Annotated in this window: 14 protein-coding genes; 9 read left to right on the top strand and 5 right to left on the bottom strand. The window is 69.5% G+C overall.

What is annotated here, in order from left to right; all coding sequences use genetic code 11:
• Positions 1 to 134: 134 nt before the first annotated feature.
• Complete coding sequence (locus V7Z98_RS09225) at positions 135 to 1,217, top strand: acyltransferase family protein (protein ID WP_293263542.1); 1,083 nt, start codon at positions 135 to 137, stop codon at positions 1,215 to 1,217.
• Between the two features lie 196 nt (positions 1,218 to 1,413).
• Entirely contained in the window at positions 1,414 to 3,357 is a 1,944-nt protein-coding gene (locus tag V7Z98_RS09220) for a peptidase U32 family protein (protein WP_334157740.1), read from the top strand.
• Positions 3,358 to 3,769: 412 nt separating this feature from the next.
• Here the strand turns inward: V7Z98_RS09220 and V7Z98_RS09215 are convergent, their stop codons facing one another.
• Positions 3,770 to 3,970 (bottom strand): SlyX family protein, encoded by a 201-nt coding sequence (locus tag V7Z98_RS09215; RefSeq protein WP_293263538.1) that lies wholly within the window; start codon positions 3,968 to 3,970, stop codon positions 3,770 to 3,772.
• A 100-nt stretch (positions 3,971 to 4,070) separates the two neighbouring features.
• A complete protein-coding gene (locus V7Z98_RS09210) occupies positions 4,071 to 4,580 on the bottom strand; it encodes a hypothetical protein (RefSeq protein ID WP_293263536.1) in 510 nt (169 codons plus the stop codon).
• A 352-nt stretch (positions 4,581 to 4,932) separates the two neighbouring features.
• On the opposite strand from V7Z98_RS09210, the gene V7Z98_RS09205 reads away from it, so the two are divergent.
• The 4 genes from V7Z98_RS09205 to V7Z98_RS09190 all read left to right on the top strand — a co-directional run bounded on the left by V7Z98_RS09205 (position 4,933) and on the right by V7Z98_RS09190 (position 9,693).
• Positions 4,933 to 6,012 carry an extracellular solute-binding protein gene (locus tag V7Z98_RS09205; protein ID WP_334157739.1) on the top strand — a complete coding sequence of 360 codons (1,080 nt, stop codon included), beginning with the start codon at positions 4,933 to 4,935 and terminating at the stop codon, positions 6,010 to 6,012.
• Complete coding sequence (locus tag V7Z98_RS09200; RefSeq protein WP_334157738.1) at positions 6,012 to 7,799, top strand: GGDEF domain-containing protein; 1,788 nt, start codon at positions 6,012 to 6,014, stop codon at positions 7,797 to 7,799. The genes V7Z98_RS09205 and V7Z98_RS09200 overlap by 1 nt, the downstream gene beginning before the upstream one ends.
• Positions 7,800 to 7,862: 63 nt before the next feature.
• Positions 7,863 to 8,474, top strand: a complete 612-nt coding sequence (locus tag V7Z98_RS09195) for a YitT family protein (protein ID WP_334157737.1) — start codon at positions 7,863 to 7,865, stop codon at positions 8,472 to 8,474.
• A 121-nt stretch (positions 8,475 to 8,595) separates the two neighbouring features.
• Positions 8,596 to 9,693, top strand: coding sequence for a GGDEF domain-containing protein (locus V7Z98_RS09190; protein WP_334157736.1), 1,098 nt, complete (start codon positions 8,596 to 8,598; stop codon positions 9,691 to 9,693).
• Between the two features lie 24 nt (positions 9,694 to 9,717).
• Here the strand turns inward: V7Z98_RS09190 and V7Z98_RS09185 are convergent, their stop codons facing one another.
• Complete coding sequence (locus V7Z98_RS09185) at positions 9,718 to 10,578, bottom strand: class I SAM-dependent methyltransferase (protein ID WP_334157735.1); 861 nt, start codon at positions 10,576 to 10,578, stop codon at positions 9,718 to 9,720.
• A gap of 132 nt (positions 10,579 to 10,710) precedes the next feature.
• On the opposite strand from V7Z98_RS09185, the gene V7Z98_RS09180 reads away from it, so the two are divergent.
• Positions 10,711 to 11,742 (top strand): class I SAM-dependent rRNA methyltransferase, encoded by a 1,032-nt coding sequence (locus V7Z98_RS09180; RefSeq protein ID WP_293263524.1) that lies wholly within the window; start codon positions 10,711 to 10,713, stop codon positions 11,740 to 11,742.
• Between the two features lie 112 nt (positions 11,743 to 11,854).
• Here V7Z98_RS09180 and ylqF read toward each other — a convergent pair whose 3' ends face one another.
• Positions 11,855 to 12,805 carry a ribosome biogenesis GTPase YlqF gene (gene ylqF / locus V7Z98_RS09175; RefSeq protein WP_334157734.1) on the bottom strand — a complete coding sequence of 317 codons (951 nt, stop codon included), beginning with the start codon at positions 12,803 to 12,805 and terminating at the stop codon, positions 11,855 to 11,857.
• 112 nt (positions 12,806 to 12,917) lie between these two features.
• Here ylqF and V7Z98_RS09170 point away from each other — a divergent pair, with 112 nt between their 5' ends.
• A complete protein-coding gene (locus V7Z98_RS09170) occupies positions 12,918 to 13,148 on the top strand; it encodes a hypothetical protein (RefSeq protein ID WP_293263520.1) in 231 nt (76 codons plus the stop codon).
• Between the two features lie 40 nt (positions 13,149 to 13,188).
• Here V7Z98_RS09170 and V7Z98_RS09165 read toward each other — a convergent pair whose 3' ends face one another.
• On the bottom strand, positions 13,189 to 14,046 hold the full coding sequence (locus tag V7Z98_RS09165; protein ID WP_334157733.1) for a D-hexose-6-phosphate mutarotase: 858 nt from the start codon (positions 14,044 to 14,046) through the stop codon (positions 13,189 to 13,191).
• 154 nt (positions 14,047 to 14,200) lie between these two features.
• Between V7Z98_RS09165 and V7Z98_RS09160 the strand changes: the two genes are divergently transcribed.
• A complete protein-coding gene (locus V7Z98_RS09160; protein WP_334157732.1) occupies positions 14,201 to 15,238 on the top strand; it encodes a serine/threonine protein kinase in 1,038 nt (345 codons plus the stop codon).
• Positions 15,239 to 15,385 lie beyond the last annotated feature (147 nt).

Here is a 15,385-nt window from a genome sequence, read left to right as displayed (position 1 = left end):
ATCATTCGTCCTGACCGATCCACGGCGCCCCAGGCCCGGGATCGCGCCGCGCAAGCAACACGTCCGATTCCTCCGATTTTCTGAACCGAATCCCCGCCCTGCCGCACGCCGGCCGGGGCGTTGCCGTTTACGCCATGTCCGCCGTACCCGCCGTCATCCCCAGCCAACTGCCGGAAAGCGCCCCGCGCCGCGCCGAGCGGCGCATGCCCTTGATCGACGCCTTCAAGGCCATCGCCTCCCAGTTGATCGTGCTCCACCACCTCTCCAGCTACGGGCCCCTGTCCGAATCGGCCCGGGAGCTGGCGCCCCAGTTGCTCGACTGGATGTACGACTACGCCCGGGTGGCGGTCCAGGTCTTTCTCGTCATCGGCGGCTTCCTCGCCGCCAAGGGACTGGCCCCCACCGGGGAGCCCACGGTGGAGCGCCCCCTGCTCCTGATCTGGAAGCGCTACCGGCGCCTGGTGCTGCCCTACCTGGCGGCCCTGGGGGTCGGCATCACCTGTGCCGCCCTGGCCCGGCTGTGGCTGTGGGACGGCTGGGTGCCCAACGCCCCGACCCTGCCCCAGCTTGCCGCCCACGCCCTGCTGCTGAACGGCCTGCTCAACCAGGAGGCCCTGTCCGCCGGCGTCTGGTACGTGGCCATCGACTTCCAGCTGTTCGCCCTGATGGTTCTCACCCTGTGGCTGTCGCGCAAGGCCGGCGCCGTGGCCGGCCAGGTGCGCCGCCTGACCCCGGTGCTGGTGGGCGTGCTGGCGGTGGTGTCCCTGTTCCACTTCAACCGCAACGAGGTGTGGGACGAGTGGGCCATCTACTTCTTCGGCTCCTACGCCATGGGCGCCCTGGCCTACTGGGCCGCCGACGAACGGCGCTCCTATGTGTGGTTGACGCTGCTGGCGGCCATCGTGGTGGCCGCCCTGGCGGTGGATTTCCGCCTGCGCATCGCCGTGGCCCTGGCGGTGGCCCTGGCCCTGGGCGTGGGCCGGCGCACCGGCGCCCTGGAGGCTTGGCTGGACGTCAAGCCCCTGGCCTACCTGGGCAAGATTTCCTACTCGGTGTTCCTCTTCCACTTCCCGGTGCTGATGGTGATGAACGCGGTGATTCCCCACCTGGCGCCGCGCAACCCCACCGCCAGCGCCATCGGCCTGATGCTCGCCTGGGCCATCAGCGTGGCCGTCGGCGCCTTCTTCTTCCGCCTGGTGGAAAGCCGGGTGCGCTGAGGCGCCGCCCCGCCGCCGGATTCCGGTGGCCGTGCGGCGCCCGCCCCAGGCTGGTACCCTGTCGGCCGGTCCCCTACGGACCGGCCGTTTCGTTTTTCAGGCGGTTTCCGTCCGCTTCTTTCCGCTTCCCGCCCTTTCCATCCTTTCCACCGTCTCCCCCGCCCGGCCCCGGCCGGGCGTTGCCACGATGTCCGCCATGTCCGCTGCTTTCCCCGCCCCGGCCGCCCAGGCTGCCGCCCGCCCCCTCGAACTGCTCGCCCCGGCCAAGAACGCCGATTTCGGCATCGAGGCCATCAACCACGGGGCCGACGCGGTGTACATCGGAGGCCCGGCCTTCGGCGCCCGCTCCAACGCCGGCAACACGGTGGCCGACATCGCCCGGCTGTCCGCCCACGCCCACCGTTACAACGCCCGGGTGCTGGTGGCGCTCAACACCATCCTGCGCGACGACGAGGTGGAGCCGGCCCGGCGCCTGGCCTGGCAGCTCTACGAGGCCGGCGCCGACGCCCTCATCCTCCAGGACATGGGGCTGCTGGAAGTGGACCTGCCGCCGATCCAGCTGCATGCCAGCACCCAGACCGACATCCGCGGGGTCGACAAAGCCCGCTTCCTCCAGGACGTGGGCTTTTCCCAGATCGTCCTGGCCCGGGAGCTGACCCTCCAGCAGATCGGCAAGATCGCCGCCGGCACCGACGTGGCCCTGGAATTCTTCGTGCACGGCGCCCTGTGCGTCGCCTACAGCGGCCAGTGCTACATCAGCCACGCCCACACCGGCCGCTCCGCCAACCGGGGCGACTGCTCCCAGGCCTGCCGCCTGCCCTACGACCTGGAAGGGGCCGACGGCCAGTTGCTCGCCCAGGACAAGCACCTGCTGTCGATGAAGGACAACGACCAGTCGGCCAACCTGCGCGCCCTGGCCGATGCCGGCATCTCCTCGTTCAAGATCGAGGGGCGGCTCAAGGACCTGTCCTACGTCAAGAACATCACCGCCCACTACCGCACCCTGCTCGACGGCATCCTGGCGGCGGCGCCGGACCGCTACCGGCGCGCTTCCGCCGGGCGCTGCACCTACACCTTCACCCCCCAGCCGGAAAAGACCTTCAACCGGGGCTCCACCGACTACTTCGTGAACGGCCGCCAGCACGACATCGGCGCCTTCGATACGCCCAAGTTCTCGGGCACCCGCATCGGCGCCGTCGGCGAGATCGGCCTGGGCTGGTTCGAGGCCGAGATCGACGCCGGCATCGACCCCCTGCACAACGGCGACGGCCTGTCCTTCTTCGACAACGAAGGCGAACTGGTGGGGCTGCGGATCAATCGCGCCGAGCCCCTGGCGGGCGGACAGCACGATTCCCGATCGTACCGGCTGTTCGTCAGCGAAGTGCCCGAGGCCCTGGAAGCGGGCCGGGAGCTTTACCGCAACCGGGACCAGGCCTTCGAGCGGGCTTTGGAGAAGAAATCCGCCGAGCGCCGGGTGGACGTGCGCCTGGCCTTTGCCGAGACCCCGGACGGTTTTTCCCTGACCCTGACCGACGAGGACGGGGTGAGCGCTTCGGCCGCCGTGGTCCATCCCCACGAGCCGGCCCAGAACGGCGAGCGGGCCCTGGCCACCATCCGCGAGAACCTGGGCAAGCTGGGGACGACCCTCTATGCCGCCGCCCCCGAGGCCATCGCGGTGACCCTGTCCCAGCCCTGGTTCCTCCCCGCCGGGGTGCTCAACGGCCTGCGCCGCGAGGCGGTGGAGGCCCTGGACGCGGCCCGCGCCGCCGCCTACGCGCGCCCGCCCCGGGCCGTGCCGGTGGAGCCGCCGGTGCCCTATCCGGATGACGAGCTCACCTACCTGGGCAACGTGTACAACGACCAGGCCCGGGCCTTCTACGCCAAGCACGGGGTGCGGCTGATCGAATCGGCCTTTGAAGCCAACGAGGAAACCGGCGCGGTGTCGCTGATGATCACCAAGCACTGCCTGCGCCACGACTTCAACCTGTGCCCGAAGGAAGTGAAGGGCATCAAGGCCGACCCCCTGACCCTGGTGAACAACAACGAGCGCCTGACCCTGCGCTTCGACTGCGTCAAATGCGAGATGCACGTGGTCGGCAAGCTGCGCAAGAACCGGGTGATCTCCCTGGTCGCCCGCTGAGGGGCGCTGCGCCGGGGCGGCTGGGGCGGGGCTTCCCGCCGTGTGCCTTCTGACTGGCCGATCTGACCGATGCGGCCAATGCTGTGCAAGCCGGCCGGGAACGTCGTGCTTTGGAACGGGCAAGGCCCGGACCGGGGCCAACAGCGCGTGGCTTAAGCCTTCGGTTTTCCCGAAGGCTTAAGGTGGGCACATCGGCAAACTCAGCGACTGTCGGGGACTTTGGCGCTGGACGCTTGTTCAGCCTTCGGTTTTATTTGAGTGACGGTCGGGCCGGCGCACGGGGAAATGTGAAAATCCCGGCAAGGGAAAATCCCGGCAATGCCGGGGCGGCGGCCGATGGCGGCAAGCGCTGCGCATGGTGCAGGGGGGGGATGGCGGCTCCGCCTCGGCCGGCGGTCCGCCGCCGGCGCCATCAATAGTGGGGCGGAATCTCGTCGCGCAGGTTGCGCGCTTCGCCGGGGGAGGCGCTGTGCATCTGCTGGTGCAGTTCCCGCAGCTGGCGTTGCAGCTGCTCGATCTGCTCCTGCTGGCGGAACACCGTCAGGTTGAGGGTTTCCAGCAGGTCTTCGGCGTAGGCGAGCTTGATTTCCAGCTCGGTGAGGCGGGCGTCCATGGTGGCTCCGGGGCGGGGGAGGGGGCGATTGTAGCTGCGCCGCCGCCGGGCCGGTACGGGTGTGGCGGCAAAATTTGCCGCCCGCCCTCAGCCAGGCCGGTCAGGCCAGGCCGGTGGCGACCCGGTAGTCGTTGGACAGGCTGGCGTTGAAGGCCTGGAGCTTGTCGTAGATCTGCGCCGCCGGGGTGCCCTTGGCCCGCTCGTTTTCGTACAGGGCGATGCGCTGCTGCTGGGCGGCGGAAATCTGGCTGTTCATGGACGACTGGTAGTTGCCGTCGGTCACCGGGGTGCCGTTGGCGTAGCGGCTGTTGGCCCAGTCATTCTGGTCGTTGCGCACCGACAGCCGGTCCGGCGTGTAGGCCATGGCGCGGGCCAGCTGCTCCGCCAGCTGCGGGTCGTTCTGGACGGCGTCGCGCAGTTCCTGCTGGGTCTTGTCCCGGGCGCTGGCGCTTTGCAGCGCGGCCTTGGCCTCGCTGCTGATGGTGATTTTCGCCGAAGAGGGCGTTTCGGCGCTGTCGCCGGAAGCTCCCACCGCCGAAGCGATGGAGGAGGCCACCGAGGCCACGGCGCGCACGCCGATACCGGCGAGGATGCTCGCGGTGCTGAACATGGGCGGTTCCTGAAAAAAGTCCGGAACGTTTCAGCAACCTTCATGCCAAAGTGCCTGCACTGCCGCGATCGATCATGCGATCGGCATTGTTTTGGCCCGTGCCGCTGCGTGAGGCGGCGCTGCCGCTGGCTCGCGGGGCCTGGTTCGGGAACGGAGTCCGGGGCCGCTGCTGCGGGGAGGCGACGGGATGCAGGGGAGGGGGCCGGCGGCCGGTGGCAAAAAATGCCGCCTGGGCGTCAGGGACGGTTCAGGACAATGAGATGCAATTTGCCGGGAAAAAAGTGAAGATGCACCGACAACAACAAGCGGCGGCGCCCAGCGCAGCCGCCGTACCAACCCGAGTCGCCCCGACATGCCGCTCCCGCACCTGATTTGCCGCCCCGCCGCCCGGGGCTTCCGTTTGATCCAGCTGGGGCTGGCCGTCCTGGGACTGGCCCTGTTTTCCACCTGGGCGGCCGCCCAGGGCCGAGAAACCCTGCGCATCCTGGCCTGGCCCGGTTATGCCGACGCCGATCTGGTGCGGGCTTTCGAAAAGCGCCATGACGTGCGCGTCGAAGTGACCCTGGTGGAATCCGACGATGCCCTGTGGAGCCGCCTGCGCGCCAACCGGGGCGGCGATTTCGACGTGCTGGCGGCCAATACCGCCGAACTGCGCCGCATTATCGACGACGGCCTGGTCCAGCCCCTCGACCTGGCCAACATCCCCAACACCCGCCAGCAGCTGCCGCGCTTCCGCGACCTGGCCTCCCTGCCCGGGGTGGTGCGCCGCGGCCAGGTCTATGCGATCCCCTACACCTATTCCGAGATGGGGCTGATCTACGACCGCAAGCAGGTGCCGGAGCCCCCCGCCACGGTGGGCGCCCTGTGGGACCCGCGCTTCCAGGGCCGGGTGCTGGCCTACAACGGCAGCAGCCACAACTTCTCCCTGGCGGCCCAGTCTCTCGGCAGCAAGACGCCGTTCCGTATTCCCGAGGCCGATTTCCGCAAGGTGGTGGACCGGCTGGTGGCCCTGCGCCGCAACGTGCGCACCTTCTACACCTCGCCGGAAGAGGCGGTGGAACTGTTCCGCGACAACCGCATCGCCCTGATGTTCGCCAATTACGGCACCCAGCAGCTGGCCATGCTGAAAAAGGCCGGCTTCGACGTGGGCTACGCCATTCCCCGGGAAGGCGCCCTGGCCTGGCTCGACTGCTGGGCCGTGTCCCGGGGGGCGCACAACCCGCGCCTGGCCGAGGCCTGGATCAACTACACCCTGGAAGAGCCGGTGAGCACCGCCCTGACCGCCCGCCAGGGCCTGGCCAACACCCTGCGCGAGCCGTCCCACCTGCCCCCCGGCGCCGGCCTGGTCTGGCTCGAACCGGTGGAGGACGCCGGCCGGCGGGCCGCCCTGTGGCGGCGCATCATCGCCGGCGACACCCCGGAGCGCTTCTGATGCGCCCCCTGCCCGACCTTCTGGGCCGCCTGGGTATCGGCGCCAAGCTCGGCCTGCTGCTGGCGGCCTTCGCCATCCTGGCGACGGGCCTGACCGGCTACTACTCCTACAGCCAGAGCCGCAACCTGCTGGTGAACGCCGCCGAGCGGGAACTGCTGACCGCCACCCAGGTGCTCGGCCGCCGCCTGGTGGTGGCCCTGGCCGGGGTGGCCGACGATGTGCGCCTGCTCGCCCAGGCCCCGGCCACCCGCCGGGTCGTCCAGGGCGACCGGAACGGCGGGGCCCGGGACGATCTGGCGGAAACCTTCTCCGCCCTGCTGCGCGTCCATCCCGAGTACTTCCAGGTGCGCCTGATCGGCGCTGCCCACCACGGCCGGGAAGTGGTCCGGGTGGACCGGGACGACGGCCGCCTGGTGCGCCTGGACGGCCCGCTGCTCCAGGAAAAGGGCTACTACCCCTACGTCTTCCACACCCTGGAGCTGACCCCGGGCCAGGTCTATCTCTCGCCCATCGTCATCAACCACGAGCAGGGCGCCCACGCCGGGCTGAACAAGCCCTCCCTCCAGGTCGCCACCCCGGTAGCCGGGGCGGACGGCCAGGTGTGGGGCGTGGCGGTGGTCAACATCGACGTCAACGGCCTGTTCGACCTGCTCAAGGCCGATCTGCCGGAAGATTTCTGGCTCTACCTGACCAACGAGCGGGGCGACTTCCTGATGCACCCCGAGGCCGACCTGACCTTCGGCTTCGACCGGGGCCGCCGGGTGCTGGTCCAGGACACCTACCCGGCGGTCCAGGACCTGCTCGACCACAAGGCCAAGACCGTGGTCACCCGGGGCGAGCAGAGCGTCGGTCCGGTGCCCGCCGACGCCGTGGCCGCCTTCATGCGCCTGCCCATCGGCGTGCCGAGCGAAGGGCGCTTCGTCATTCTGGGCCTGTCCCAGCCGATCCAGACCGTCCTGGCCGAATCCCGCCTGCTGGGGCAGACCACCTGGCAGCTGGTGCTGGCCTTCAGCCTGCTGGCCGTGGCGGTGGCCGCCCTGGTCTCCCGGGCGGTGCTCCGGCCGTTGAACATGCTGGTGGCGGCGGCCCAGCGCTTTTCCCGGGAGCACGTCATGGGCGAGCTGCCCCTGGCGCGGCGCGACGAGTTCGGCACCCTGGCCCGCAGCTTCGGCGAGATGCAGACCCAGATCGGTGCCCACCTGGCCGAGTTGTACGAGAGCCGCAGCCGGCTCGACCACCTGGCCCGCCACGACCCCCTCACCGGCCTGCCCAACCGGCGCTTCTTCACCGATCGCCTGGAGCACGCGGTGGCCACCGCCCGGCGCAAGGGCGGCACCCTGGCGGTACTGTTCATCGACCTGGACTGCTTCAAGGAAATCAACGACAGCCTGGGCCACGGGGTGGGCGACGAGGTGCTGCGCGAGACGGCCCGCCTGCTGTGCGCCTCGGTGCGGGAGACGGACACGGTGGCGCGGCTGGGGGGCGACGAGTTCGTCATCCTGTTCGACACGGTGGCGGACCCCAGGGACGTGGCCCTGGTGGCCGAGAAACTGTTGCAGCGCTTCCAGCTGCCCCTGCAAGTGGCGGACCGGAGCCTGGTGGTCCAGGCCAGCATGGGGATCAGCCGCTATCCTGAGGACGGCGCCGACGCCGCCTCCCTGCTCCATTCGGCTGACATCGCCATGTACCGGGCCAAGCACCAGGGGCGCAACAACTACCGCTTCCACGACACCCCGGCCTGGCCGGCGGGAGAGGTCCCGGTGGCCGCGCCCCCTGCCGTAGAATAGCGTCCCGCCGGCATCCACCTGTCGCCTTCCCCTGCCGGCCCCGCCTTTTACCGTTTCGCCGTCGTGACCGCCTCCATCCCCCCCGTCCGCCATACCCTCGCCGAGGACATCCAGGCCCTCCTGGTCGGCCCCCTGTTCGTTGCCCTGTCCGTCGTCTTCTTCCGCCACGCCGGGCTGCTCACCGGCGGCACCGCCGGCCTGGCCTTCCTCGCCCACTACGCCAGCGACTGGTCCTTCGGCGTCCTGTTCTTCGTCATCAACCTGCCCTTCTACTTCTTCGCCGTGCGCACCTTGGGTTGGGTGTTCACGGTCAAGACCTTCGCCGCCGTGGCGCTGCTGTCGCTGTACAGCGAGCTGCTGCCCCACCTGATCCACTTCGACCGGCTCGACCCGCTCTTCGCCGGGATCATGGGCGGCTTCCTCACCGGCATCGGCCTGCTCATCCTGGTGCGGCACAAGGCCAGCCTGGGCGGCCTGGGGGTGCTCGCCATCTACCTGCAGGAAACCCGGGGCTGGCGGGCCGGCAAGGTGCAGATGGCGGCGGACCTGGCCATCGTCGGCGCGGCCTTGCTGATCCGGCCCGTCGGCCTGGTGGGCATTTCGGTCATCGGCGCGATGGCGCTCAACCTGGTCATTGCGGTCAATCACAAGCCCGGGCGCTACGTGGGCATGTAGCCGCCGGGTTGCCCGCGCATGGTCATTGCGCCGGCAGGGGCTTTGTTTATGATGATCGGGTTGTGGCCGTCTGTCGGCGCAAGGCGTGCCGGCGCGGCCGAACCGCATCGAGGATGGGGCCATGCAGCAGACCGAGCAAACTCTGCTTGAGCAGATGCACATCAGCGAACTCGACATCGAGTACCGCAAGCAACTGCTCAATTTCACCCCGGAGCACGCCAGCGCCCTGGCGGCCTGTCTGCCGGTGATCGCCGAGCGCATCGACGACCTGGTGGACGCCTTCTACCGGGCCCAGACCAGCGTGGACGAGATCGCCCTGCTGATCGGCGACGCCGACACTCTGGGGCGCCTGCGCACCGCCCAGCGGCGCTACATCCTCGACCTGTTCAGCGGCTTCTACGACGTGGAGTACGTCAACAACCGCCTGCGCATCGGCATGGTGCACAAGCGCATCGGCGTCGAGCCGCGCCTCTACCTTTCCGGCATCCACGAGCTGAAGGGGCTGCTCATCCGGACCCTGGTGGACGCCCTGGGCGCCGGGGCGGGCAGCCGGGGGGTGCTGGAGGCCCTGGACAAGCTGGTGATCTTCGACGTCACCCTGGTGTTCGAAACCTACATCCGCAGCCTGGTGGCCGAGATCGAGACGGCCAAGAACAAGTCGGACCGTTACGCCCGCAGCCTGGAGGAAAAGGTCAGCCAGCGCACCCAGGAGCTGGAGGCCCTGACCCGCACCGACTCCCTCACCGGCATCTACAACCGGCGTTATCTGAGCGAGACGCTGCCCGGCGTCCTGCGCGCCGCCCAGCGTCGCAACGAGGCGGTGACCCTGGTCTACCTGGACGTGAACGACTTCAAGATGATCAACGATCACTTCGGCCACCTGCGCGGCGACGAGGTGCTGCGCAACGTGGGCGAGGTGCTGCGCAGCGTCGGCCGGGGCGAGGACATGTACTTCCGCTACGGCGGCGACGAGTTCTGCGCCATCCTGCCCAACTGCACCGAGGCCGAGGCAGAAGCCGGCTTCTGCCGCCGTCTGGCCAACGCCATTGCCGACCAGCTGCCGGGGATCACCCTGAGCGTCGGCTCGGTTCAGACCGGCCCGGGGGAATACGACCTGGCCGACGCCCTGATCAGCCAGGCCGACGCCCGCATGTACGAGGCCAAGCAGTCGGCCAAGCGGGCCGCTGCGAGCGCAGCCGAGGGCAACGGGGCCGCCTAGACACCGGCGCGGGCCGGCGCTCTGTCAGGCCAGGAAGCGGCCGCCCAGGTCGGTGAGGTTCAGCTCGTCGAGGATTTGTTCCAACCGCTCCCGGGCGTTGCGCCGGGGGGCGCCGGTGCGCCGGGCGATGATCAGCTCGTTCTTCATCGAGTGCTCCCAGCCCACCAGCTCGGTCACCGTCACCTGGTAGCCGTGGGCTTCCAGTTGCAGACAGCGCAGGGCGTTGGTCAGCTGGCTGCCGAATTCCCGGGTGTGGATGGGGTGGCGCCAGAGTTCCGAGAGCGGCGTCTTGGCGAAGGACTCGTTCTTGTGCCGGCGCAGCACGCTGGCCACTTCCGCCTGGCAGCAGGGCACCAGCACCATGAAGCGGGCTTCCTTGGCCAGGCCGAAACGGATCGCGTCGTCGGTGGCGGTGTCGCAGGCGTGCAGCGCCGTCACCACGTCCACCGTGCCGGGCAGCAGGGGCGAATCGATGGATTCCTCCACCGTCAGGGCGTGGAAGGCCATGCGGGCAAACTCCAGGCGCTGCGCCAGGGCCCGGGATTTTTCCACCAGCTCGGCCCGGGTCTCGATGCCGACGATGCGGCCGACCTCCCGGGACTTGAAGAACAGGTCGTAGAGGATGAAGCCCAGGTAGGACTTGCCGGCGCCGTGGTCCACCAGGGTGAAGTCCCGGGCGGGGGCGTCGTCCGCGCCTGCGGGGTCTGCCGGGGCCGCCGTCACCTCGTCGAGCAGGGGCTCGATGAAGTGGTAAAGGTGGTACACCTGCTTCAGCTTGCGCCGGGTGTCCTGGTTGAGCTTGCCGTCCCGGGTCAGGATGTGCAGCTCCTTGAGCAGCTCGATGGACTGGCCGGGCTTGATTTCGGGGATCGGGGCAGCGGTCACGGCGGGGCGGGGCACGGGGTGCCGGAAAAAACGCAGAGGGCCGCATTCTACGCTGCCGGTAGAATGGCGCCCTTGCGGCGCAAGCGCTCCGGGTCCACCGAAGCGCCCCGCCCACTCTTTTTCCGAGCGCCCATGTCCGATTCCCTTTTCGACGCCCCCCTGTCCGACCGCCTGCAACTGGCGCTTACCGCCCGTGCCGAACTGATGGCCCGGCTCCACGCCGAAGGCACCGATACCTACCGGGTGTTCCACGGCAGCGTCGAGGGCGTGCCGGGCCTGACCGTGGACCGCTACGGCGACCTGCTGCTGGTGCAGACCTTCCACCGCCCCCTGGGCGAGGCCGACCTGGCCGAGTTGGAAGCCTTCTACGCCACGGCCCTGCCCGGCCTGACGGTGATCTGGAACGACCGCAGCCAGGGCAACTCGCGCATCGCCAACCCCCTGCCGGCGGAGCGCCAGGCGGCGGCGGAACTGCCCCGGGAAGCCCACGAGCTGGGCATCACCTACCTGATCCAGGCCCGCCATTCCGGCCAGGACCCCTGGCTGTTCCTCGACCTGCGCGCCGGCCGGCGCCGGGTGATGGCCGAGGCTGCGGGCAAGTCGGTGCTCAACCTGTTCGCCTACACCGGCGGGGTCGGCCTGGCCGCCGCCAAGGCCGGGGCCCGTTTCGTGGTGAACGTTGATTTCGCCGAGGCCAACCTCAAGGTCGCCAAGGAAAACGCCAAGCGCAACGAGCTGGCCACCCGGCCCCGCCTGATCAAGAGCGACGTCTTCGCCGCCGCCCGCCAGCTGTCCGGCATCGGCCAGCCCAAGATGGTGCGCGGCAAGCGCCTACCGCCCTTCCCCGAGCTGGAGCCCCAGACCTTCGACCTGGTCTTTCTCGATCCGCCGCGCTATGCCAAGAGCCCCTTCGGCGTGGTGGACCTGGTCAACGACTATTCCGCCGTGTTCAAGCCGGCCCTGCTGTGCACCGCCCCCGGCGGCACCCTGATCTGCTGCAACAACGTGGCCCAGGTGGACCGGGACGCCTGGCTCGACCAGCTGCAACGCAGCGCGCGCAAGGCCGGCCGGGAAATCCGCGAGTTCGAGTGGATCGCCCCGGAAGCCGACTTCCCCAGCTACGACGGTCAGCCGCCGCTGAAGATGCTGCTGCTGCGGGTCTGAGCCGGCAGCGCCCGCAGCCCCTTCCCGCGCGCCCGGATCACCGGGCGCTCCAAAGCACACAGGCCCCGGAAACGGGGCCTGTGTGCTTGTGGGCGTGGCCGGATCAGCCGGATCAGCCGTTGCCGCCGTTGCCCGCGTCCGGGCGCTCCTCGCCGTCCTCGTCGGCTGCTTCTGGCTCCGGTGCCGGGGCGGCGGCGATCATGGCGGCGCGGGATTCCGGGGTTTCCAGGGTGATGCGGCCGATGGCGCCGCTGCGGTAGTCGGTGAGCAGGATCACCGCCGCCTTCTCCAGGTCCCAGTCGCCGCCTCCCTTGCCCATCTTGCGGCAGGCGCGCTTGCGCGCCACCAGCTCGATCAGGCCGGGGCCGTCCAGGCCGGCCAGGTCCGCCGGCGCGAGCTTGTAGCGGGCCGCCACCAGGGCCGGGTAGCGGTCGAGCAGGAAGTCGCCGAGGAAGGTTGCCACTTCCTCGTCGATGTAGGCGTTGGTGCCCACGGCGTGGCTGGCGGCCAGCATCAGGCCGTCGCTGGCGTAGGGGATGCGCGGCCAGAGCATGCCCGGGGTGTCGGTGATGCTCATGCCCTTGCCCAGGTCGAGGCGCTGCTGCATCTTGGTCACCGCCGGCTGGTCGCCGACGGCCGCCACCTTGCGCTTCAACAGGGCGTTCATCAGGGTCGATTTGCCCACGTTGGGGATGCCCATGATCATCATGCGCAGGGGCTTGGTCGGGTCGTTGCGGTGGGGGGCCAGTTGCTGGCACAGGCCGGTGATGCGGGCCACGTCGGCGGGCTTCTTGGCCGACATGGCGAAGGCCTTCACCCCGTCCTGGGCGTTGTAATAGGCGATCCAGGCGCGGGTCGCCTCCGGGTCGGCCAGGTCCACCTTGTTGAGCAGCTTCAGGCAGGGCCGGTTACGGAAGGTGCGCAGCTCGTGGATCATGGGGTTGCTGCTGGCCTCGGGCAGGCGGGCGTCCACCACCTCGATGACGACGTCGGTGTTGGCCATGGTCTCGGCGGCTTTCTTGCGCGCCGAGGTCATGTGGCCGGGGAACCACTGGATGGACATGAATTTGGACTAGGAAATTTTCGGGATTTGCTTATTATCCCCCATCCTGCCCCGCGACCCGCCGCACAACGCGTTCCGACCTTTTCGACTCTTGCTCCGACCCTTGTTACCTATGGCCCTGCAGAAGCCCACCCTCCCGCAGCAAAAGCTCTTCGCCAAGATCCGCATCGCCGGCGGTCTGTTCGCCACGGTGATCTTGGGCGGCTCGTGCATCTCGGCCCTGGCCAACGGCACCGCCTTCGACGGCCCCCTGGTGGTCCAGGCCATCGTCGCCGCCGGCGCCTTCACCTACACCAGCTACAACCTGCGCCAGCTGGCCAAGCTCAACCAGCGCAAGGAATAGGTCCGCGCCTGGCCTAGGCGCTACCGCTGGGTGCGGTGGCTCAGGACAGCACCACCACGGTCTGCCGGCCCCACCATTCCTCCCCCGGGGCCACGGTCACCGGTTGGCGGGCCACCGCCGCCTCGACGCACAGGAAGCGGCGGAAATCCTTGGCCGCCAGGTCGGGGAAGCGGGCCTCGGCGCCCTCCCAGGGATTCCACACCACCACGTCGCTAAAGCCCTCGGCGTTGATGCCCAGGGTGTGCTGCTCGTCGCGCAGCAGCAGGGGCCGGGCGCAGTCGTAATAGATGCGGTCCACCTCCCGGTCCACCACCAGGCTGGGGGCCGTCTCCCGGGTGGGGGCGGCATCCTTGAGCTTGTCCAGGTAGTCCAGGCCGTACAGGCCTTCCAGGGACACCTCCTCCACCTCGGCCACCTTCAGGTAGGTGTGCAGCGCGCCGGTGAAGGCGAAGGGCGCCTCCCCCGGGTTGGTCAGCGACAGTTCCAGGTCGAGGCGTTCGCCCTCGATCGCCACCGTCAGCTCGGCGCGGAAGGCGTGGGGCCACTGGGCCCGGCTGGCGGCGTCGTCGCCGCAGACCAGGGACACCAGGGTGCAGCCGTTGTGCTGGGATTGGTCGCTCACCTCCCAGCGGCGGGTGCGCAGCAGGCCGTGCTTGGGCAGCCCGCCCAGGTCGGCGAACTGGGGAAAGCACACCGGCACGCCGCCGCGGATCGGCTTGGAGCCGTCGAAGACGGCCCGTTCGCCGACGAACAGCTGTTCCTTTTCCCCCGGTGGCACCCAGGACAGCAGCTGGCCGCCGAGCAGGGACACCACCGCCGTGGCGCCGTCGCCGCTGGTCAGGCGCAGGGCCGGGGTGCCGTGGAAATCGCAGGGGGTGATCGAAGCAGGCGTGGTCATGGCAAGGCTCTGGGAGGATGGGGCGCTGATGTGGAACGGGCGCGCCGCCGGATGCCAGGGGCTGGTCGGGCGGCGCGCGGGTCGGGCAGGAGCGGCAGTGTACCGCCGTCGCGGTATCCTAGGCAGCTGACAACGAGACCTTGACCATGACTCCATGACCCCTCCCGCCGACCACCTTCCCGCCGCCTCCGCCGCCGGCACTCCCTACGCCGACCTGGGGCCGGACCTGATCCTGGACGCCCTCGAATCCGTCGGCCTGGTGCCCGACGGGCGCCTGCTGGCACTCAACAGCTACGAGAACCGGGTCTACCAGGTGGGCATCGACGAGCCTCCCGGCGCCCCGCCCCTGATCGCCAAGTTCTACCGGCCTCAGCGCTGGAGCGACGCCGCCATCCTGGAAGAGCACGCCTTCGCCAGCGAGCTGGCGGCCCGGGAAATCCCGGTGGTGGCCGCCCTGGAATTGAATGGCGCCACCCTGCACCACCACGCCGGCCACCGCTTCGCCCTGTTTCCCCGGCGCGGCGGCCGGGCGCCGGAACTGGGCGATGCGGCCACCCTGGAATGGATCGGCCGCTTTCTCGGCCGCATCCACGCCGTCGGCCGGGTGGCCGACTACCAGCACCGGCCGGCCCTGGACATCGGCAGCTTCGGCTACGACTCCCGGGATTGGCTGCTCGGCCACGACTTCCTCCCCGCCGACCTGCTTGCCCCCTGGCGCGATGCGGCCGATGCCGCCCTGGACGGGGTGGCCCGGGCCTTCGAGCGGGCCGGCGAAGTGCGCCGGCTGCGCCTGCACGGCGACTGCCACGGCGGCAACATTTTGTGGAACGACGAGGGCGACGCCCCCGGGCCCCACTTTGTGGACTTCGACGACAGCCGCATGGGCCCGGCGGTGCAGGACCTGTGGATGCTGCTCTCCGGCGACCGCCAGGAAATGTCCCGGCAATTGGCCGACGTGCTGGCCGGCTACGAGGACTTCTGCGACTTCGACCCCCGGGAGCTGCGCCTGGTGGAAGCCCTGCGCACCCTGCGCCTGCTGCACTACAGCGCCTGGCTGGCGCGGCGCTGGAACGATCCGGCCTTTCCCGCCGCCTTCCCCTGGTTCAACACCCACGCCTACTGGCAGGCGCGCATCGGCGAGCTGCAACAGCAGGTCCTGGCCATGGCCGAACCGGCCCTGTGGGGGGCGTAACTGCGGGCGTGGCACCAGGGGGGAAGGGAATTATCGACGCGACGTGCCAAGCACTGAAAAGCGCACCTCCAAAGCATCCAGGAAACCAAGGGAGCACCAAGAAAACCGGCTGAACCGCTTTCAACGCTGAGTTTGCAGAGGCGCAGA

The sequence above is a fragment of the Oryzomicrobium sp. genome (genome assembly GCF_036820405.1).
Lineage (GTDB): Bacteria > Pseudomonadota > Gammaproteobacteria > Burkholderiales > Rhodocyclaceae > Oryzomicrobium.
This window is presented reverse-complemented; position numbering and strand designations above follow the sequence as displayed.